At 70.7% G+C, this 20100-nt stretch carries 17 protein-coding genes and 1 pseudogene; 11 read left to right on the top strand and 7 right to left on the bottom strand.

Features of this window, described 5'->3' with window-relative positions; genetic code table 11:
- Positions 1-81: 81 nt before the first annotated feature.
- The 5 genes from ACFXN1_RS18770 to ACFXN1_RS18750 all read left to right on the top strand — a co-directional run bounded on the left by ACFXN1_RS18770 (position 82) and on the right by ACFXN1_RS18750 (position 5193).
- Positions 82-693 (top strand): GNAT family N-acetyltransferase, encoded by a 612-nt coding sequence (locus tag ACFXN1_RS18770; RefSeq protein WP_379401643.1) that lies wholly within the window; start codon positions 82-84, stop codon positions 691-693.
- Positions 690-2306 (top strand): phytoene desaturase family protein, encoded by a 1617-nt coding sequence (locus ACFXN1_RS18765; protein WP_379437048.1) that lies wholly within the window; start codon positions 690-692, stop codon positions 2304-2306. Before ACFXN1_RS18770 ends, ACFXN1_RS18765 begins: the two co-directional genes overlap by 4 nt.
- On the top strand, positions 2303-3238 hold the full coding sequence (locus ACFXN1_RS18760) for a carotenoid biosynthesis protein (RefSeq protein ID WP_379437046.1): 936 nt from the start codon (positions 2303-2305) through the stop codon (positions 3236-3238). Before ACFXN1_RS18765 ends, ACFXN1_RS18760 begins: the two co-directional genes overlap by 4 nt.
- Positions 3239-3346: 108 nt before the next feature.
- On the top strand, positions 3347-4030 hold the full coding sequence (locus tag ACFXN1_RS18755) for an LppM family (lipo)protein (RefSeq protein ID WP_379437085.1): 684 nt from the start codon (positions 3347-3349) through the stop codon (positions 4028-4030).
- A complete protein-coding gene (locus ACFXN1_RS18750; RefSeq protein WP_379437045.1) occupies positions 4027-5193 on the top strand; it encodes a glycosyltransferase in 1167 nt (388 codons plus the stop codon). Before ACFXN1_RS18755 ends, ACFXN1_RS18750 begins: the two co-directional genes overlap by 4 nt.
- Positions 5194-5202: 9 nt before the next feature.
- Here ACFXN1_RS18750 and ACFXN1_RS18745 read toward each other — a convergent pair whose 3' ends face one another.
- Positions 5203-5988, bottom strand: coding sequence for a hypothetical protein (locus ACFXN1_RS18745; protein ID WP_379437043.1), 786 nt, complete (start codon positions 5986-5988; stop codon positions 5203-5205).
- A gap of 93 nt (positions 5989-6081) precedes the next feature.
- Positions 6082-7080: a methylenetetrahydrofolate reductase gene (locus ACFXN1_RS18740; RefSeq protein ID WP_379421417.1), complete on the bottom strand. Its 999-nt coding sequence runs from the start codon at positions 7078-7080 to the stop codon at positions 6082-6084.
- 175 nt (positions 7081-7255) lie between these two features.
- Between ACFXN1_RS18740 and ACFXN1_RS18735 the strand changes: the two genes are divergently transcribed.
- The 4 genes from ACFXN1_RS18735 (at position 7256) to ACFXN1_RS18720 (ending at position 12700) form a co-directional block, all read left to right on the top strand.
- Positions 7256-8365 (top strand): polyprenyl synthetase family protein, encoded by a 1110-nt coding sequence (locus tag ACFXN1_RS18735; RefSeq protein ID WP_379437084.1) that lies wholly within the window; start codon positions 7256-7258, stop codon positions 8363-8365.
- 25 nt (positions 8366-8390) lie between these two features.
- Positions 8391-10004 carry a phytoene desaturase family protein gene (gene crtI / locus ACFXN1_RS18730; protein ID WP_379437042.1) on the top strand — a complete coding sequence of 538 codons (1614 nt, stop codon included), beginning with the start codon at positions 8391-8393 and terminating at the stop codon, positions 10002-10004.
- A 63-nt stretch (positions 10005-10067) separates the two neighbouring features.
- Positions 10068-11732 carry an alpha-(1->6)-mannopyranosyltransferase A gene (locus ACFXN1_RS18725; RefSeq protein ID WP_379437040.1) on the top strand — a complete coding sequence of 555 codons (1665 nt, stop codon included), beginning with the start codon at positions 10068-10070 and terminating at the stop codon, positions 11730-11732.
- Between the two features lie 26 nt (positions 11733-11758).
- Positions 11759-12700 (top strand): phytoene/squalene synthase family protein, encoded by a 942-nt coding sequence (locus ACFXN1_RS18720; protein WP_379437082.1) that lies wholly within the window; start codon positions 11759-11761, stop codon positions 12698-12700.
- A 204-nt stretch (positions 12701-12904) separates the two neighbouring features.
- On the opposite strand, the gene ACFXN1_RS18715 is transcribed toward ACFXN1_RS18720, so the two are convergent.
- Positions 12905-13273 (bottom strand): Rv2175c family DNA-binding protein, encoded by a 369-nt coding sequence (locus ACFXN1_RS18715; protein ID WP_354843075.1) that lies wholly within the window; start codon positions 13271-13273, stop codon positions 12905-12907.
- Positions 13274-13393: 120 nt separating this feature from the next.
- On the opposite strand from ACFXN1_RS18715, the gene ACFXN1_RS18710 reads away from it, so the two are divergent.
- On the top strand, positions 13394-15394 hold the full coding sequence (locus ACFXN1_RS18710) for a PASTA domain-containing protein (protein WP_379421416.1): 2001 nt from the start codon (positions 13394-13396) through the stop codon (positions 15392-15394).
- 215 nt (positions 15395-15609) lie between these two features.
- On the opposite strand, the gene ACFXN1_RS18705 is transcribed toward ACFXN1_RS18710, so the two are convergent.
- Entirely contained in the window at positions 15610-16998 is a 1389-nt protein-coding gene (locus ACFXN1_RS18705) for a class II 3-deoxy-7-phosphoheptulonate synthase (protein WP_354843080.1), read from the bottom strand.
- A 138-nt stretch (positions 16999-17136) separates the two neighbouring features.
- Here ACFXN1_RS18705 and ACFXN1_RS18700 point away from each other — a divergent pair, with 138 nt between their 5' ends.
- Positions 17137-17634, top strand: coding sequence for a polyadenylate-specific 3'-exoribonuclease AS (locus ACFXN1_RS18700; protein WP_354843238.1), 498 nt, complete (start codon positions 17137-17139; stop codon positions 17632-17634).
- 63 nt (positions 17635-17697) lie between these two features.
- Here the strand turns inward: ACFXN1_RS18700 and ACFXN1_RS18695 are convergent, their stop codons facing one another.
- The 3 genes and pseudogenes from ACFXN1_RS18695 to ACFXN1_RS18685 form a co-directional block, all read right to left on the bottom strand.
- Entirely contained in the window at positions 17698-18423 is a 726-nt protein-coding gene (locus ACFXN1_RS18695) for a lysophospholipid acyltransferase family protein (protein ID WP_357005413.1), read from the bottom strand.
- A 283-nt stretch (positions 18424-18706) separates the two neighbouring features.
- The gene (locus ACFXN1_RS18690; RefSeq protein ID WP_379437039.1) at positions 18707-19702 is read right to left on the bottom strand and encodes an ROK family glucokinase; all 996 of its coding nucleotides are present in this window, start codon (positions 19700-19702) and stop codon (positions 18707-18709) included.
- Positions 19699-20100: pseudogene (locus ACFXN1_RS18685) on the bottom strand (hypothetical protein); the annotation flags it as partial. The gene ACFXN1_RS18690 and the pseudogene ACFXN1_RS18685, both read right to left, overlap by 4 nt.

Here is a 20100-nt window from a genome sequence, read left to right as displayed (position 1 = left end):
GACCCACCGACAAGTTGACGCCGCCACGTGGCGCTACTGTCGACCCCATCCGTCCGCGCCAACGAGAGTTGCGTCCAGCCGATGACCGCAGTCACTCCCAAACCGACGCCAGCGCCCGTGGTGGTCGACCTGTCGGCCGCGACCCTGCGGCACCGGCTGCACGACGCCCTCTCGGTCTACGTGGCGGCAATGGACTACCCGCGCGGCACCGAACACCAGCGCGCGCCCATGTGGACCGAGCACACCACCCGGCCCGGCTGGCAGGCCGTGGCGGCGGTGCTGCCCGACGACGACGGACGGCTCGACCTGCGCACCGCGCCCATCGTGGCCATCGCCTACGGGTATCACGGCGCGCCGCACCAGTGGTGGCACCAGCAGGTGTACAGCGGCATGCGGCGCACCGGATGGCCCGAACACGCCGCGCGAGAACTGCTTTCGGACTACTTCGAGCTCACCGAGCTGCACGTGCACCCGGCGGCGCAGGGCCGCGGGCTCGGCGAGATCCTGCTCACCCGGCTGCTGCAGAACCGGCCCGAGCCGACCGTGCTGCTGTCCACGCCCGAGGTGGATCGCGAATCCAACCGGGCCTGGCGGCTGTATCGGCGGCATGGGTTCGGAGATGTGGTGCGGCACTTCATCTTCTCCGGCGACACCCGGCGATTCGCGGTGCTCGGCCGGCGGCTGCCCCTGTGAGCCGCGGCGACCTCGGCGCCCGCCGCGTCGTCATCGTCGGTTCCGGGCACAATGCGCTGGTCGCGGCCTGCTATCTGGCGCGGGCCGGGCATCGGGTCGAGGTGCTCGAGCGCGACACCGTGCTGGGCGGGGCGGTGTCCACGGTGGAGCGGTTCCCGGGTCACCTGGTCGATCGGGGCTCGTCGGCGCACATCATGATCCGGCACACCGGGATCATCGAGGAACTGGAGCTGGCCCGGTTCGGGCTGCGGTACATCGACTGCGACCCATGGGCTTTCGCGCCCGCACCGCCCGGGAGCGGGCTGCCGCCGATCGTGTTCCATCGCGATGTGGACCGGACCTGCGCGTCCATCGCGGCGGCGTGCGGGGAACGGGATGCCGAGGCGTATCGGCGGTTCGTGACCGTGTGGGGGCCGCGCAGCGCCCGGGTGATGCGGGCGTTCTCGGCGACGCCGACAGGCGGGAACCTGCTGAAGGCGTTCTGGGGCATGGACCCTCGCGAGGCCGCCGGGGCGACCGGCCGCACCAGTGCCGGGGCCCTGTCGCGGGAGATGATGCAGACCGGAGACGCGCTGCTGGACAGCCTCTTCGACAGTGAACGGCTCAAGGCCGCGCTGGCCTGGTTCGGCGCGCAGTCCGGGCCACCCATGTCCGAACCCGGGTCCGCGCCCATGGTGGGATTCGCGGCGCTCATGCACACGCTGCCGCCGGGCCGCGCGGTCGGCGGCAGCGGGGCGCTGACCGCGGCGCTGGTGGCGCGGCTGGAATCCGATGGCGGCATCGTGAGCGCCGGGGACGCGGTCACCGCCATCGCCCGGGCCGGGGGCACCTGGGAGGTGCGCACCGCGGACGGCCGAAACGTGCAGGCGGACACCGTGATCGCGGGCACCCACATCCTCACCACGCTGAACCTGTTGGAGCAGGGCGGATTCGACGCCGGGGTGCTCGCCGGGTGGCGGCGGCGCATTCGGGTGGGGCCGGGCATCGGCATGGTGGTGCGGGCCGCGCTCAGCGACCTGCCCCGGTATCCGGGCGCGGAGACCGCCGAATCGGCCCACGGCCTACAGCTTCTCGTCACCGATCGCCGCGAGCTGCGCCGCGCGCACGGCGCCGCGCTGGCCGGGGATCTGCCGCCGCGACCGGTCGTGCTGGCCATGAGTTTCAGCGCCCTGGATCCGAGCATCGCGCCCGCGGGCGAGCATCAGGTCACGCTGTGGTCGCAGTGGCATCCCTATGACCTGGCCGACGGCACCGCCTGGTCCGCGCACGCCGACCGGGAGGCCGACCGCATCATCGCCGAAGTCGACGCGCACGCACCGGGATTCGCCGGGACGGTGACGCAGCGCTTCGTCCAGACGCCCGCCGACCTGGAACGCGAGCTGGGCCTGCTGGGCGGCAATGTCATGCACGTCGAGATGTCCATCGACCAGATGTTCATGTGGCGGCCGCTGCCCGAGCTCTCGGGGCAGCGGGTTCCGGGGGCGCCGGGGCTGTACCTGACAGGCGCGTCCACGCATCCCGGCGGCGGCGTCTCCGGTGCGAGCGGACGCAGCGCGGCCCGCCTGGTCGAACACGACCTGCGACCGCGCCGTCTGTTTCCGCTGCGCCGATGACCTCCCGGGGCCTACCCGAGCCCACCACGAATCCCACTGCGGCCGCGCCCAAACCGGCGTGGTGGCCGCGGTGGCCGGCGCAAGAGCCATCGCCTCGGCGCCCCGGAAGTCCGACGACGATCGGCGCGGGGCGAGCGGACACCGGATTCCGCGGCCGGGTCGTGGCGATCGCGGCGACGCCGGCGGTGCTGGTGCAGATCACGTATCCGCTGGCGCACGGGCTGGGGCGGGATCGGGTGACCGTGGTGGTCGTACTGCTCTCGCTGGGGATCGCTCTGGTGCATGCCGGGGTGACACGCGGGGTGCGGTGGGCCGTGGGTTTGCTGGCGATCGTGTTCGGGATCGGGTTCGGTGCGGAGGTGCTGGGGATCGCGACGGGGTTTCCGTTCGGTAGCTACGACTATGCGAGCGGGCGGCTGGGGCCCGAGCTGCTCGGGGTGCCGTTGATCGTGCCGCTGGCCTGGACCGGTGGGCTGTATCCGGTGTGGGTGGTGGCCGGGATGCTGGGTCATGGTGCAGTTGGGCGGATTTCGCTGACGGCGCTCGGGGCCGTCGGGTGGGATCTGTTCCTGGATCCGCAGATGGTCGCGGATGGGCAGTGGACGTGGCGCTCGACTGGTGCGGGTTTGCCCGGTCTGGGCCAGATTCCGGTCACCAACTATCTCGGCTGGTTCGCGGTGGCGCTGGTGATGGCGGGACTGCTGGAGTGGTGGGATCGGACCGCTCCGGATACCGGCGCGGCGCGGATGGTTCCGGTGGCGGTGTTCCTGTGGACCTGGCTGGGCTCGACGCTGGCGCACGCGGTGTTCCTGGGGCTGCCGGTGTCGGCCGGATACGGGTTCTGTGGGCTCGGTCTGCTGGGGATTCCGCTGGTTCGGACGCTGAGCGCCCGTCGAATCACCCTGTGGCCCGGGGCGCATGGCACGATGTGACCCGTGCAGCCGAGTCCCAACATGTCGACAGCAGAGGAAACACCCGAATCCATGACACCGTCGGATCCCAGCGCATCGGGAGCGCGGCGACCGCGCCGGTGGGTGCGGATGCTGGCCGTGGTCCTGTTCGCGGGGCTCACCGTCATGCTGACCGGATGCCTGCGGGTGCAGGTGTCGATGGGTGTGTCCTCCAATGACCGGGTGTCGGGCCGCATCGTCGCGGCGGCCGTGCCCCAGAACGACAAGGACAAGGGGCCGCAGCTGAAGGCGCCCGACGGGTTGCAGGGCAAGGTGCGGGTGGATTCCTACGCACAGGACGGATACGTCGGCAGCCAGGTGTATTTCGACGACCTCACCTTCGGTGAGGTGCAGCAGCTGGGCGGCATGTCCGACCAGACCTCCGGCATGTTCAACCTGGTCTTCAGCCGCACCGGCGACCTGGTCACCCTGACCGGCCGGGTGGACCTGAAGAGCCTGCCGCCCCAGGGTTCCGACGTGCAGCTGACCGTGGCCTTCCCGGCCCGCGTCGCCACCACCAACGGCACCCGCGAGGGCGACTCCGTGGTGTCCTGGAAGCTCCCCGCCGGCGATGTCAGCACGCTGCGCGCGGAAGTCGGCTACGCGGACCCGAATACGCGCTCCTTCGCCGGCTGGGCGGGCATCGTCGGCGGCATCACCCTCGCGGTGGCGGCCATGGTCGCGGTCCTCGCCTTCATGACCCGCAACCCCGACCCGCCGGCCTACGTCCGCGCGGCCCGCTGGCTGCGCCCCGATCGCACCAAGACTCGATGACCCTCGCCGCCAGGGCGGTGGCGGCCGGTAGCGCCGTCGCCGCCCTCGGCGCCGCCACCGCCCTGGCGAACCGCCTCGGCACCCGCCGCCTCCGGCCGGCCGGCGGGCCCGTCACCGAATCGGTCACCGTCTGCGTCCCCGCCCGCAACGAGGCCGCCCGCCTCCCTGCCCTCATTGCCGATCTGCGCGCCCAGCAGGGCATTCCACGGCTCCGGATCCTCATCCTCGACGACGGCTCCACCGACGGCACCACCGACGCCGCCCGCACCGCCATCGGCGACGACAACCGATTCCTGCTCTCCCGCAACGACATCGATCCCGCCCCCGGCTGGACCGGCAAGACTGCCGCCTGCGCCCGCCTGGCAGACCTCGCCCTCGAGCCGCCCGCACCCGGATCCCCCGCCGGCGCGCTGGTCTTCCTCGACGCCGACATCCGGCTCGCGCCCGCCGCGCTGGCGGCAGCCGTGCGCGAATTGCGTTCGGCCCGGGCCGACCTGGTGTGCCCTTGGCCCCGGCAGCGCGCCGAATCGCCCGTGGAGCGCCTGGTCCAGCCGCTCCTGTGCTGGTCCTGGGCCTCGACATTGCCCATCGCCCTGGCCAACCGCACCCTGCGCCCCTCGATGGCCGTAGCCTGCGGCCAGTTCCTGGTCTTCGACGCCGCGGCCTACGCCGCCCTCGGCGGTCACGCGGCCGTGGCCGACAGCATGACCGAAGACCTGGCGATCGCCCGCCGCCTCCGCCGCACCGGACGCCACACCGCCCTGGTCACGGCCGGTCCCCTCGCCGAAACCCGGATGTACCGCAACACCACCGAACTCACCGAGGGATACACCCGCTGGCTGTGGTCCGCCTACGGCGGACCGGCCGGCAGCCTCGCGGTCGGTTCGATTGCGGCCCTGGCGTTCTGGGCCCCGCCACTGGCAGCGATCTGCGGGCGGGGACGACTGCGCCGGATGGGACTGCTGGGTTACGGCGCAGCGGTTACCGCCCGGCTGCTGGCCCGCTCGACCGAGAGCGGGGGCACCGCGGGCGGCGCGGATCTCGTTGCCGCGCTGGCACACCCGCTGTCGGTCGCGGCCTACCTGACGCTGTCGTTTCGCTCCCATCGCGCGTACCGGGCGGGCGGGCTGCGGTGGAAGGACCGCTCACTCGGCACTCGCTGACCGTGCCGGTCAGGGGACGGGGGTCATGCCGATGGTCGGGAGGAAGAAGCAGGTGGAGGTGCCGCTGCGGACGGTGCCGAAGACGGCGGCGAGGACGGTGCCGGAGCCGGTGGTGACGGGGACCGCGCGGACGCCGCCGACGGGGAGGGCGGCGGTGAAGTAGTCGTGGACGGCCTGTTCGACCATGGGACGGAGTTCGGCGGGGACCTGGGGCGGGATCATGGCGTTGAGGACCTGGCTCAGCGGGCCCATGGGGACGAGGCCGCCGCGGCCGGTGGACAGGTTGAACCAGGCGACCTGCATGCCGGAGGTGTCGGCGCCGTCGGGGCTGATGCCGTAGGGGACGAAGGCGAACATGGTCTGGCCCGCCTTGACGGCCGAAAGATCAAGGCCGGGAATGGAAACCGTGTACTTGGGCCACGGGCCGAGGATGGCGCCCGCCACGCCGGGGGCGATGCCGAGGGTGGTGCCGCCGAGGCAGAAGGGGGCGGCGGTCGGGTAGAGGAAGGGCTGGATGCCCAGGGCCTTCAAGCCGTCGACGGCTTGATCGTAGGCGGAGAGCCAGTCGGATGGGCCGGCGGTATTGGATCTGGCCGATGGATCGGACCCGGCGGTCTTGCCCGCGGCGGTGATGGCGGCCAGAGCGGCGGCCGCCTCCTGGGTCACGGCCGCCGCGGGCGAATCGGCGGGGGCCGCGGCGGTCGGGCCGGCCAGGGTTGCCGGACCGGCGGCAGTCAGGACGGCGCAGGCGCCGACAGCGCCTGCGACACGGACGAGACTGTGGAACACGGACATGGGTAGCTCCCCTCGAGGTCACGATTCGAGGGCGACGCTACTCCGCTGACCAGCGCATACCGGGGATTTGATCCGGCATGCCGGGTCGTTGGATCAGGCGTTCGCGGGAGTCGCCGACATGGTGTAGCCAAGGTTTGCTAGGACTTCGCTGGTGGTCTTGGCGAAATTCAGGGTGATGAAATGCAGGCAGGGCGCGCCCTCGGCGATGAGGCGCTGGGCCATCTCCGTGGCGATCTCGATGCCGACCTCGCGGACCGCCGCGCGATCCTCCTCCGGCCCGTCGCCCGCGGCCTTCCGCAGCCGCTCCATCACCGCGTCCGGCAGCGGACGGCCCGACAGCTCCTCCGCGCGCTGTACGGTGCGCAGCGAGGTGACCGGCATGAGCTCGGGAATGATCGGCTTGGCGCCCTCGACCGGATCGCAGGCGATGGCCCGATCTCGCAGGCGCAGATAGTGCTCCACGTCGAAGAACATCTGGGTGATCGAATACTCCGCGCCCGCACGGAGTTTCGACACCAGGAAGTGGGTGTCCTGGTCGAGGTCGGTGGAGCGCGGGTGGCCCTGCGGGAACGAGGCCACACCCACGTGGAAGTCGCCCAGGTCGCGGACGATGCGCACGAGTTCGTCGGCGTACTCGACGCCCTCGGGGTGCTTGATCCACTCTCCCAGCACGTCGCCGGGCGGATCGCCGCGCAACACCAGCAGATTCCGGATGCCGGCGTCGGCGTAGGCGCCGACGATCGACCGCAGCTCGGCGACCGAGTGATCCACCGCGGTCAGGTGCGCGACCGTGAGCAGCGTGGTCTCGCGCGCCAGCTGGCCGGTGACCCGGATGGTGCGGTCGCGGGTGGAGCCGCCCGCGCCGTAGGTCATGGACACGAAGGCCGGATGCAGCCGCTCGAACTCGCGTGCGGCCCGCCACAGGCGCGCCTCACCGGCGGCGTCGCGCGGCGGATTGAACTCGACCGAGAACGGGATCGACCCGTCCGGGCGTGGGCCCAGCTGCTGAACGATGGAGCGAGTTCCGGACACTCGAGGCGTGCGGGAAACTCGGCCTGGGGTCGAATATCCCCGTACATTGTCGAAACTCACGCGGACATTTTACGGGCCCGTACCGGGTGCTGGACCGCGACCTGCGCTTATCCCAGCAGGTGAGACCGATTCGAACCCGACCGATTCCCGTCGGCGACCCGGTGGTCGGTAGAGTCGGACACAACCCCGCTGGCTGCGCACGCGCCGCGCCGCGGCTCTCACCAAGGAGGCTCCCCTGTCCGCCGGACCCGGTACCCCGACCCGCCACCCGGTCGGCGCGGGATCACTCGTCGCCGCCGTGGAGGACCGTCTCGCCGCCTTCTTCCGCACCCGGGAACCGATCGTCGCGCCGCTCGGACCGGTGTTCGTGGACGCGGCGGCGGCCCTGGAGGACTTCGTCATTCGCGGCGGCAAGCGGACCCGGCCCTCCTTCGCGTGGACCGGCTGGCTGGGCGCGGGCCGCAGCGCCGACGATCCGGACGCCGACGCCGTGCTCACCGCGTGCTCCGCGTTGGAACTGGTGCAGGCGTGCGCGCTCATCCACGACGACATCATCGACTCCTCGCGCACCCGGCGTGGCTTCCCGACCGTGCACGTGGATTACGAACAGCGGCACCGGGATCAGCGCTGGGCGGGTGACAGCGACCACTACGGCGTGAGCGTCGCCATCCTCATCGGTGATCTGGCCCTGGCCTGGGCCGACGACATGACCCGCGACGCCGGCCTGCCCGCCGACGCCGCCGCGCGTTTCGCCCCGGTGTGGGCGGCCATGCGCACCGAGGTGCTGGGCGGGCAGCTGCTCGACATCCACGGCGAGTCCGCCGGCGACGAGACCGTGGAGGCCGCGCTGCGGATCAACCGGTACAAGACCGCGGCGTACACCATCGAGCGCCCGCTGCACATGGGCGCGGCGCTGGCCGGGGCCTCCCCCGAACTGGTCGCCGCCTACCGCGAGTTCGGCACCGATATCGGCATCGCCTTCCAGCTGCGCGACGACCTGCTCGGCGTCTTCGGCGATCCCGCCGTCACCGGCAAGCCCTCCGGTGACGACCTGCGTGAGGGCAAGCGCACCGTCCTCATCGCCGAGGCCCTGCAGCGCGCCGACGCCACCGCCCCGGCCGCCGCGGACCTCATCCGCTCCAGCCTCGGCACCGACGTCACCCCCGAGCAGGTCGCCGAATTGCGTACGGTTCTCACCGAACTCGGCGCGGTCGACGCCGTGGAGAAGCGGATCGGCTCGCTCACCGACCAGGCGCTCACCGCCCTGGACGCCAGCACCGCCACCCCGGACGCCAAGCGGCAGCTGCGCGCCATGGCCCTGGCCGCCACCGCGCGCTCCTACTGACCGGCCGGGCGCGAGGGTGCGGGGCATGAGAACTGTTGGGGGACCGGCCGATCGGGTCGTGGTGATCGGTGCCGGACTGTCCGGGCTGGCCGCCGCGCTGCACCTGGTGGCGGCCGGACGGCAGGTGACCATCCTGGAACGCGATGATCGCCCGGGCGGGCGGGTCGGCGCGTATCGCGGACCGGACTACGAGATCGACTCCGGGGCAACGATTCTCACCCTGCCCGAGCTCATCGACGAGACGCTCGCGGTGGTCGGGCAGACGCGCGAGTCGGTCGGCCTGCGGATTCTCGACCTGGCCCCGGCGTATCGGGCGCGGTTCGCGGACGGCTCCCAGATCGGCGTCTACGCCGACGAGGAGCAGATGGCGGCCGAGGTCGCGCAGGTGCGCGGGCCGGGCACGGCACACCGCTACCGGCGGCTGCGCGGCTGGCTGAAAGACGTGTACGAGGCCGAGTTCCGGCAGTTCATGGACACCAACTTCGATTCCCCGCTGGACATGGTGCGGATTCCGGAGAAGCGGGTGGCGCTGGCGAAACTGGTGCGGCTCGGCGCGTTCGGGCGGCTCGGGCCCAAGGTCCGGCGACTCGTGCGGGACCCGGAGGTGGCGCGGCTGTTCAGCTTCCAGGCCCTGTTCGCGGGGATGGCGCCGAACCGGGCGCTCGGGGTGTACGGCGCGATCCCGTACATGGACACCTGCCTGGGCGTCACCTACCCCGAGGGCGGGATGCGAGCCATCGCCGAGGCGCTCGGCCGCGCGTTCACCGCCGCGGGCGGGACGCTCGAACTGAACGCCGAGGTGATCGGCATCGACTACGCGGGCCGGCGGGCCACCGCCGTGCGCACCGCAGACGGAGGTGCCTTCGACTGCGACGCCGTCGTGGTGACCGCCGACCTCGGATCGCTGCCGCGCTTCGGGCTGCGGCGCCGGATCGGACTGCGGGCCTCGCCGTCGGCGGTGGTGGCGCACGGCACGATTCCCGCCGCCGTCGCCCAGAGTTGGCCCGTGCAGGCACATCACACCATCGACTTCGGCCAGGAGTGGGACCGGACCTTCCGCGAGATCGCCGCCCGGCGCGGCCATGGGCGGCTGATGAGCGATCCCTCGCTGCTGCTCACCCGGCCCGCGCTCACCGATCCGGCCCTCTACATCGAGCGCGCCGAACAGCACATCGACCGGAACGGGCACCTGCGCGACACCGTCCGCTACGAGCCGCTCTCGCTGCTGGCCCCATGCCCGAATCTCGACGCCGCGCCGCTGGCCTGGGAGCAACTCGGCCCCCACTACCTGCGCGAACTGCTCGCCACCCTGGAAGAGCGCGGCTATCAAGGCATTTCGCGATACTTCCGGATCGACCACCTCGACACCCCGCGCACCTGGCGGGACAAGGGCATGATCGCCGGCACCCCGTTCTCGGCCGCGCACCTGTTCCGGCAGACCGGACCGTTCCGCACCCGGAACCTGGTGCGGGGCCGCGCGAATGTGGTTCTCGCAGGCTCGGGCACCGTGCCCGGTGTCGGCGTGCCGACCGTGCTGTTGTCCGGGAAACTGGCAGCGGCGCGCCTGACGGGTGATCCACGACATGCCGGTGTCGGATCCGCCGACTCCGGGGCTGTGGCCCCCGCGCCCACACACTAGACTGACCGCGTCCTGAACCAACGCGGCTGCCGCCGCCTACCTTTCCGGGGGGAACGACCGCCTATGCCGACCCCCTCCATGGACGCCGCCATCCCGGAGGCCGCGGGCGCCACGCGCCTCGCACCGGCCGAACCGGCCATCCCGAGCGTCCCCGCCACCGACGGCACCGCCACGCAGCGCTGGCTGCGCCACGCCTCCGACTTCACCCGCAGCCCCGAAGGACACGCGGCGACGCTCGGATTCTTCGGCGCCCTGCTGATCACCTTCGGCGGGTTCGGCGCGGGCAGTGTGCGACGCAGCGACCCACTGCTGGAGGTCATGCACCTGTCGTGGCTGCGGTTCGGGCACGGGCTGGTGCTGTCGTCGGTGTTCGTGTGGCTCGGCGTCATCGCCATGATCACCGCGTGGGTCCGGCTGGGGCGCATCGTGATCGGCAAGCAGCCGGGCGCCACCGTGTCGCTCAACGAGCTGCGCGCGATCGTCGGCATCTGGATCTTCCCGCTGCTGTTCTCGGTCCCCCTGTTCAGCCGCGACGCCTACTCGTATCTGGCCCAGGGCGCGATGCTCCGCGACCACATCAACCCGTACGTGTTCGGTCCGTCGGAGTTGAAGGCGAATGCCGCTGCGGTACTGGACAATGTGAGCCCCGTCTGGCTCAACACGACCGCGCCGTACGGTCCGGTCTTCCTGCTGATCGGGCGGGCGATCACCACCATCACCGGTGACAATGTGGTGGCGGGCACCATCGCGCTGCGGCTGGTGATGCTGCCGGGCCTGGTGCTGATGGTGTGGGCGATCCCGCATCTGACCAAGCACCTGGGCGGCAAGCCGACCATCGCGCTGTGGCTGGCGGTGCTGAATCCGCTGGTGCTGATCCACCTGATCGGCGGAGTGCACAACGAGATGCTGATGGTGGGCCTGATGGCCGCGGGCATCGCGCTGGTGCTCGAGCATCATCACGTGGCTGGGATCGTGGTGGTCGCGATCGGGGTGGCGGTGAAGGCGACCGCCGGTGTGGCACTGCCGTTCCTGGTGTGGATCTGGATGATTCACGAACGCGAGCGACGCGCGGCGCAGGACGAGGGCGATCTGCCGCATCCGATCCGGACCTTCGCCAAGATCACCGCGCTGGGCGTGGCCATCTTCGCGGCCGTGTTCGTGCTGGCCACCTGGGCCACCGGCCTGCGGGACCACCAGATCGGCTGGCTCACCGCGCTGTCCGGGTCCAAGAAGATCATCAACTGGCTGTCGCTGCCGACCATCATGGCGCACGTGGTCAGCTGGGTGACCCCGTTGCCGTTGGAGTCGGTGCTGCCGTGGACCCGCACCCTGTGCGCGGTGGTGATGGTGGCCGGCCTGGTGTGGGCCTGGTGGCGGTTCAGGAACAGTGAACGGGAGGCCGTGCTCGGCATTCTCGTCGCGTTCGTGGCCATCGTGATCCTCTCGCCCGCGGCACTGCCCTGGTACTACTCGTGGCCGCTGGCGCTGGCCGCCGGATTCGCGCTGTCCACCCGGACCCTGCAGGTGCTGGTGGGGTTGTGCACCTGGCTCATGCTGGTGTTCCAGCCGGACGGTTCGCCCGTGACCAATTCCGTGCACGGCACGCTGGCCATCCTCGCGGCCGTGGTGGCGGCGCTGTCGCTGTGCACGGTGGATCCGCTGAAACTGCGGGCCGCCCGCCCGCAGACCGATCAGCTCGGCGTCGCGCCCGCGCCCGGCCCGGCGTGAACCAGCCCGCCGCGCCCGACCAGGCCGTGCTGCCGGATCGGTCCGGACGACTCGACCGCGCCTACCGCGACTGCCGCCGGATCGCGGCCGCCCACGGCCGCACCTACTTCCTGGCCACCCGGCTGCTGGAACCGGAGCGAAGACCGGCCGTACACGCGCTGTACGCCTTCGCCCGGATGGTCGACGACATCGTCGACGCGAGCGACGCGCCCAGTCGCGCAGCGGAATCCGCGGCGCGACTGGATCGGATCGAACACGAGCTGCGGGCCCGCCTGGTGGACGCGCCCGTCGACGCGGGCGACGGGCCCGAGGACCCGGCGCTGCTCGCGGTGTCCGACACCATCCGCCGGTATTCGATTGCCGCCGAACACTTCTGGGTGTTCCTGGACTCCATGCGCATGGACATCCCCGGCGGGCCGCAGTATCGCGACCGCTACCCCACTATGGCCGACCTGCGCGACTACATGCGCGGCTCGGCGGCCGCCATCGGACTGCAACTGCTGCCGGTGCTGGGCACGGTCGTCCCGGTGGCCGATGCCGAACCCGCGGCGGCGGCGCTGGGAGAAGCCTTCCAGCTCACCAACTTCCTGCGCGATATCGGCGAGGACCTCGATCGCGGGCGGGTGTATCTGCCCGCCGACGAACTGGCGGCCTTCGGCGTGGACGCCGAACTGCTGCACCACTGCCGGGAATCCGGCCACACGGACCCGCGGGTACGACGCGCACTGGCCCACCTGATCGCCATCAACCGCGGCGTCTACCGCCGCGCCGCCCCCGGTATCGAACTGCTCAGCCCCCGCGTGCGCCCGGCCATCCGCACCGCGGCCACGCTGTACGGCAGCATCCTCGACGAGATCGAACGCGCCGACTACGCCGTCTTCACCCGCCGAGCGGTGGTACCGCAGCATCGCCGGTTGCGCGTCGCGGCACGGGAACTTGCCACTACCCGGCGCGTCAACCAGAACTGACCGCGGGCCGATCGAAACACGACACGACCCGCAGGTGTCCCGACCGCTAGGCGCCAACTGATTTGGCACCGTGCGGGTAACTCGTCGGGTACGCCCAGAAGCCAACCCGCTCCCTGCCGTCGGCCCGGCGACCTACATGAGGGGGCTCCCCACGACCGGCAAAAGGCGCGGAGAGGCGGACGAGCCGCGGGGAGGCGGGCGAGCTCAGAAGGGGTCGGCCGCGGCGCGGCGCAGGACCTCACGGGCCAGCGGGCCGTGGATGGCGTCGATCGGACGGCCGGGGAGGCTGTCGTCCTCGGTGTAGATCCACTCGAGGATTTCCTCGTCGGTGTACTTGCCGTCGCGCATCACCGTGATCAGACCGGTCAGATGCTTGGCGACGGCGCCCGTGGAGTCGAAGAACTCCTTCGGGATGCCGGCCACGCCGTCCCGGCGGACGGCGAGGATCTGGTGGTCGCGCAGCATCTGGTGAACCCGGGTGACCACCATGCCCAACTGGTCGGCCACGTCGGGCAGCGGGATCAGGGTCACCGAATCCGGCAGGACGTCTTCGCTGCATGGAAAGGCACTCACGCCGACCACGGTAGTCTCTCGCGTCGCGACCGTCGCATCACACCCCGACGCGACTACCATCGGGTGAGCCGCACCGGGCGGACTCGGGAAAATCGGAAGGGTTGCAGTTTGATCGGCCAGATGCTGGAAGGGCGCTACCGCATCGACGCGCCGATCGCGCGTGGTGGCATGTCCATGGTGTTCCGGGGGGTCGACACCAGATTGGATCGACCGGTCGCCATCAAGGTGATGGACCCGAAGTTCGCCAGCGACCCCCAATTCCTCACCCGCTTCGAGCTCGAGGCGCGGGCCGTGGCCAAACTCAAGCACCCGTCGCTGGTCGCGGTCTACGACCAGGGCGTGGACGGCGACCATCCGTTCCTCATCATGGAACTGGTCGAGGGCGGCACACTGCGCGAACTGCTGCGCGAACGCGGGCCCATGCCCCCGCACGCGGTGCGGGCCGTCGCCGAGCCCGTGCTCTACGCCATCGGCGTGGCCCACGCGGCCGGGCTGGTGCACCGCGACATCAAACCGGAGAACGTGCTCATCTCCGACTCCGGCGAGGTGAAGATCGCCGACTTCGGACTGGTGCGCGCGGTCGCCGAAGCCAAGATCACCTCCGACAGCGTGATCCTCGGCACCGCCGCGTACCTCTCGCCCGAGCAGGTCACCAGCGGCACCGCCGACGCCCGCAGCGACGTCTACTCCGCGGGCATCCTGATCTTCGAAATGCTCACCGGCCGAACACCCTTCACCGGCGACAACTCGCTGTCGATCGCACTGCAGCGGGTCGAGAAGGACGTGCCCAGCCCGGGCCGCCTGATCAACGGCGTCCCACCGGAAATCGACGAGCTGGTCGCGCACGCCACCGCGCGCGAGCCCATGCACCGCTACACCGACGCCACCGAGATGGCGAACGACCTGCGCCGCATCGCCCGCGAACTGCAGCTGCCCGACTACCGGGTGCCCGCGCCCACCGAATCGGCCGAGCATCTCAGCGCCAAGTACCGGATCGGGCCCACCCCCGCACCGCGCGGACCGGTCTCGCCGCCGTCCCGGCCCCTGCCGGGCGCGGCCGATCTCACCACGCGGCTGCCCGCGGACCCGCCGACCGTGCACATGCAGCCGCAGGCGCAGCAGACCCGGGTGATGACCGCGGCGCGGGAACTCCCGCCGGAGTACCAGCCGCAGCCCGAGTACGCGCCGCCGCCCGGAGCGCCGGGCGGCCACGGCTACGGCTCGGACCTGATCGAGGATCGCGGCAAGTCGCGGCGCAAGGTCGTCATCTGGTTGAGCATCGTGGTCGCGCTGGCGGTGCTGCTGGGCCTCGGCGGCTGGTGGCTCGGCGTGGGCAGATATTCGGCGGTGCCGTCGATCGCCGGCATGGACACCCAGAAGGCCGTTTCCACACTGCAGGGCGCGGGCTTCAAGACCGAGACCCGGCAGAAGGCCTCGGACATGATTCCGGTGGGCAATGTGGTCGGTACCGATCCGCCCGCCGGAACCCGGGTCACCAAGGGATCATTGGTCGCGGTGCTGGTCTCCAGCGGCAAGCCGAAGGTCCCCGACATCCAGCCCGGACAGGACGTCACCTCGGTCGACAAGGCCATCAGAGACGCCGGACTGACGCCGGTGGACGCCGGTGAGATGGGCAGTACCGCACCGAAGGGCACCGTCGCCAAGGTGGATCCGGGACCCGGCACCGTACTCCCGGCCAATGCCCAGGTGAAGGTCTACCGCAGCAAGGGTTCCCAGCCGGTCAAGGTGCCGGATGTGCGGGGCAAGACCGAGGACGAGGCCAGGACGGCCCTGCAGAAGGCCGGGCTCACCGTCAGCTCCACCCGCGACCAGTACGACGCCAAGATCAAGTCCGGGCAGGTGATCGGCACCGATCCCGCCACGGGCACCAGCACCGAATCCGGCAGTGGCGTGGTCCTCATCGTCAACAGCGCGATCGACATGCCGAACCTGCTGGGCGCCAACGTCTCCACCGCGCGCAGCAAACTGCAGGCCCTCGGCCTCTCGGTCACGGTCCGGCAGCTGGCCAATAACGACAGCTCGATCGTCATCTCGCAGAGCACCGCACCCGGCGACGCCGTCCAGCCCGGCTCCACCATCACGCTGGTGGCGATACCGTAGCCGCCTCCCCGGGACTTCAGCGGACAGCCGAGAGCCGTTGACCGCAATGCATCCGTGCCGGCGGTCGGGTTCCGAACCAATTATGGGCGTACCCGACGAGTTACCCCGCCGGTACGAAATCAGTTGTCGCCTTGGGCGACGAGATACGAAAAGCCGAGAGCCCGGGCCGCTTACGTGGCCCAGGCTCTTGGCTGTTACGGAACGCTATCAGGCAATTAGCGCAGCATCTCCGCAACGAGGAAGGCCAGCTCCAGCGACTGCTGGGTGTTCAGGCGCGGGTCGCAGGCGGTCTCGTAGCGCTCCTCGAGGTTGAGGTCCGAGATGTCCTGCGCGCCGCCGAGGCACTCGGTGACGTTCTCACCGGTGAGCTCGATGTGCAGGCCGCCCGGGTGGGTGCCCAGCGCGTGGTGCACCTCGAAGAAGCCCTGCACCTCGTCGACGATGCGGTCGAAGTGCCGGGTCTTGTAGCCGGTGGAGGACTCGTGGGTGTTGCCGTGCATGGGGTCGCACTGCCAGATCACCTGGTGGCCGGTGGCCTGTACCTTCTCGATGATCGGGGGCAGCACGTCACGGACCTTCTGATTGCCCATGCGCGCGACCAGGGTCAGGCGGCCGGGCTCGTTGTTGGGGTCCAGGCGCTCGACGTACTCCACGGCCTGATCGGGCGTGGTGGTCGGGCCGATCTTGAGGCCGATCGGGTTGGCCACCAGTTCCGCGAAGGCGACGTGCGCGCCGTCGAGCTGACGGGTGCGCTCACCGATCCACAGGAAGTGCGCCGACAGGTCGTAGAGCACCGGCTCGCCCGAGACCGGGTGCTCGCTCAGGCGCAGCATGGCCCGCTCGTAGTCGAGCACCAGCGCCTCGTGGCTGGCGTAGAGCCGGGCGCTGGACAGGTTGGGATCGTTGACGCGACACGCCTTCATGAAGGCCAGCGCGCGATCGATCTCGGTGGCCATCTGCTCGTAGCGGGCGCCGGCCGGGGACTGGCTCACGAACTCGCGGTTCCAGTCGTGCACCTTGTGCAGGTCGGCCATGCCGGCGGAGGTGAGCGCCCGCACCAGGTTCATGGCCGCCGAGGCATTGGCGTAGGCACGGACCAGTCGCGACGGATCGTGTTCGCGCAGCGCCGCATCCGCGACCAGCGAGTTCACCATGTCACCGCGGTAGGACCGCAGGCCCAGCGAATCGATGTCGGCGGAACGGGGTTTGGCGTACTGACCCGCGATGCGGGCCACCTTCACCACCGGCAGGCTGGCGCCGTAGGTGAGCACCACGGCCATCTGCAGCAGGGTGCGGATATTGCCGCGGATGTGCGGCTCGGTGTTGTCGGCGAAGGTCTCCGCGCAGTCACCGCCCTGCATGAGGAACGCCTCGCCGCGGGCCACCTCGGCCAGGCGCAGGCGCAGCTCCTCGACCTCGGCGGGCACGCAGATGGGCGGCACGCTCTCCAGCACGGTGCGCATCTTGGCGGCCTGCTCTGGATCCCAGGACGGCTGCTGCAGCGCCGGGCGGGCCAGCGCGTCGTCGAGACGCCGACGGAGCTCGGCGGGCAGCGGAGGAAGTTCCGGCAAGCGATCGATCGGTACGTCGACGGTCCAGTTCACGAGTTCAGAATACGGATTGCTCTCGGTGAACCGGACCACCCCCAGGGCTCGAGTTCCTCACAGCGGGTCGCCGCCTACGCTGGGACCCGATGATCTGCCCATCCGACCCGGACCTGAGCTGAGGAGAGACCCATCTCACTGCGGTACTTTTACGATTCGGAATTCATCGAGGACGGGACCGTCATCGACCTCGTGTCCATCGCGGTGGTGTGCGAGGACGGACGCGAGTTCTACGCGGTCTCCACCGAATTCGATCCCGAGAAGGCCGGGCCGTTCGTCCGCCGCAATGTCCTGCCCAAGCTACCGCCGCCGTCCTCGCCGCTGTGGCGTTCGCGCGAGCGCATCCGCGACGACCTCTACAAGTTCCTGGTCCCCCGCCCCGGCGTGGAACCCGAACTGTGGGCCTGGGTCGGCGCCTACGACCACGTGGCGCTGTGCCAGCTGTGGGGCTCCATGGTCGATCTCCCCAACGCACTGCCCCGCTACACCAATGAGCTGCGCCAGCATTGGGAGCAGCACGGCCGGCCGCCACTGCCGCCGGTACCGAAGGACGCGCACGATGCGCTCGCCGACGCCCGCCACAACCTCGCCAAATTCGAGGCCATCGAGGCGGCCCGGCGCCTGCGCGCGGTCTGAGATCAGCATGCGAAAGGCCCCGGGAGACTTGGTCTCCCGGGGCCTTTCCGGTGGTCCGGCAGGCTAGCCCGCCATGGTCTCCGGAATGCGGTCCGCGTCGGGGCGGCTGCCCGACGGCACGCCCTTCTTCAGGCTCGCGGCGTACACGTCGACGTACTCCTGATCGCCCATCCGCATGAGCTCGTACATGATCTCGTCGGTGACGGCGCGCTCGACGAAGCGGTTGCCGCCCATGCCCTCGTAGCGCGAGAAGTCGATCGGCTCACCGAATTTCACGGTGACCTTGCGCGGCCGCCAGCGGAAAGGACCGGGCGGGCACACCTCGTCGGTACCGATCAGGGCGACCGGGATCACCGGCACTCCGGTCTCCAGGGCGAGGCGTGCCACACCGGTCTTGCCTTTGTAGAGGCGGCCGTCCGGGGAGCGGGTGCCTTCGGGGTACAGGCCCACCAGGCGACCCTCGTCCAGCAGCTTGCGCGCGGTATTGAGGGCGCTCTCGGCGGCGTCCGCACCGGAGCGGTCGATCGGGTACTGACCGGCACCGGAGAAGAACCATTTCTGCAACCGGCCCTTGAGACCGGGCGTGGTGAAGTATTCGGCCTTGGCCAGATAGGTGATCCGGCGCGGGCTCATCAGCGGAGTGAAGAGCCAGTCGGTGAACGACAAGTGATTGCCGGCCAGAATCGCTGCGCCCTTGGCGGGAATGTTCTCGACGCCCTCCACCTGGGGCCGGTTGACGAGATGCATCCATGGACCCGGGAACACATACTTCAGCAGCCAGTAGAACATTGCGTCCTTTCCCCTGTTTTCGATACCCGGGACCGGCCTCGTTGCGGGCACCACCACTCGCTTGCCTACCCTACTCCACCGCCTCCCCGAACCTTCAGCGGACAGCCCGGAGCCGTTGCCCGTCGTGCACCCGTGCCGGCGGTCAAGTGCCGAACCGATTTTGGGGGTACCCGACGAGTTACCCCAACCGGCACTAAATCAGTTGTCACTTCGAGTAACGAGACACCAAATCAGTTGCTACTTCTGGCAACGGGACGACAAAGCGGAATCGGTCGGGCGGTGATCAGCGGTGGGCCGGTACCGCGTCCTGTGAGGCTAGTACCGCAGCGCGTGCCAGTTCGGCCGCGCCGATCATGCCTGCGGCCTCGCCCAGCTGAGCGGTGCGGATGCGGGCCAGATGGCGGTGGCGGGCGCCGGTGATGGAGGCCGCGTAGTGCTCACGGGCATCGTCGAGGAACAGTGGGGCCGAACTGCTCACGCCGCCCGCCACCACGATCAGGTCCGGGTCGAAGATGTCGCTCACGAAGGCCAGGCCGAGGCCGAGCCAGCGCGCGAAATCGGCCATCACGTCGAGGGCGACCGGGTCGCCGTCCTGCGCCGCGCCCGCCACCCGGCGACCGGTCAGCGAGCCGGGATCGCGCCCGGACTCCCGGGCCAGCACCGTGGAGCGCTGTGGATCGGTGGCCAGCAGTTCGATCGCGGTGTCCACCAGAGCCGTTCCGCTGCAATACCTTTCCCAGCAGCCGCGCTTGCCGCAGGCGCAGGCGCGGCCGTTGGGCACCACCTGCAGATGCCCGAGTTCCGGTGCGACACCGAAGCTTCCGCGATACAGCTGGCCGTTGCTGAGCAGCGCCGCGCCGATACCGGTGCCGATGGCCACCAGCACCACATTGCGGCCGCCCGCCGCCGCGCCGAAGCGATACTCCGCCCACAGCGCGGCATTCGCGTCGTGCTCGAGGATCACCGGCAGGCCGAGGCGGTCGGTGAGCCGCTGCGCGACCGGGGCGTCCTCCCACGGCAGGTGCGGGGCGAAACGCACGGTGGCGCGGTCCTCGTCGACGAAACCCGCCACCGCGAGACCGACCGCGCCGATGGCGTGGCGGGAGCACAGGTCACGCACCGCCCGGGCCAGACCGTCCTCGAGGGCGCGGGCGGAATGCGGGGTCGGCGCGGTCACGGTGTCGAGCACCTCGCCCGCACCGTCCACCACCGACGCCCGAATATTCGTGCCGCCCACATCGATACCCACGGTCAACGGCACGTCCTCACCGCCCGTCATGCCTTGATCGTCACGTTGATGGGCACGTACTTGGCGCGCTTGGACCTCCTGCCGCCACCGGGCTGCGTACTGCCGCGGCCGGCGGCCGGGCCCGAATCGCGGGCGGGCTGTCCCGTGGAGCCGGCGGGACCGGGCTCGGCGTCCGGGTGCGCGACCGGCGGGCCGAAGGGACGGTCGGGGGCGGGCTGATCACCGGTCACTCGTTCGCTGGCGGACTCTGTACGGAAATCGTTGTGCGGCACCGCGTCCGAGTCATCCGGGTCACTGCCTCCGGGGCGGCGTGCCGCGCCCGGGCCGGGACCGAAGGGGTCGTCCGACGCCTCGTCGGCCGGGTAGGCGTGGGATCGACTCCGGGCCGCCGCACGGCCCTGCGCACCGGCGAGGAAACGTGCGAACAC

The sequence above is a fragment of the Nocardia sp. NPDC059154 genome (assembly GCF_042755705.1).
GTDB lineage: Bacteria > Actinomycetota > Actinomycetes > Mycobacteriales > Mycobacteriaceae > Nocardia.
Note: the sequence above shows the minus strand (reverse complement) of the source record. Positions and strands in the feature narration are given on the sequence as shown.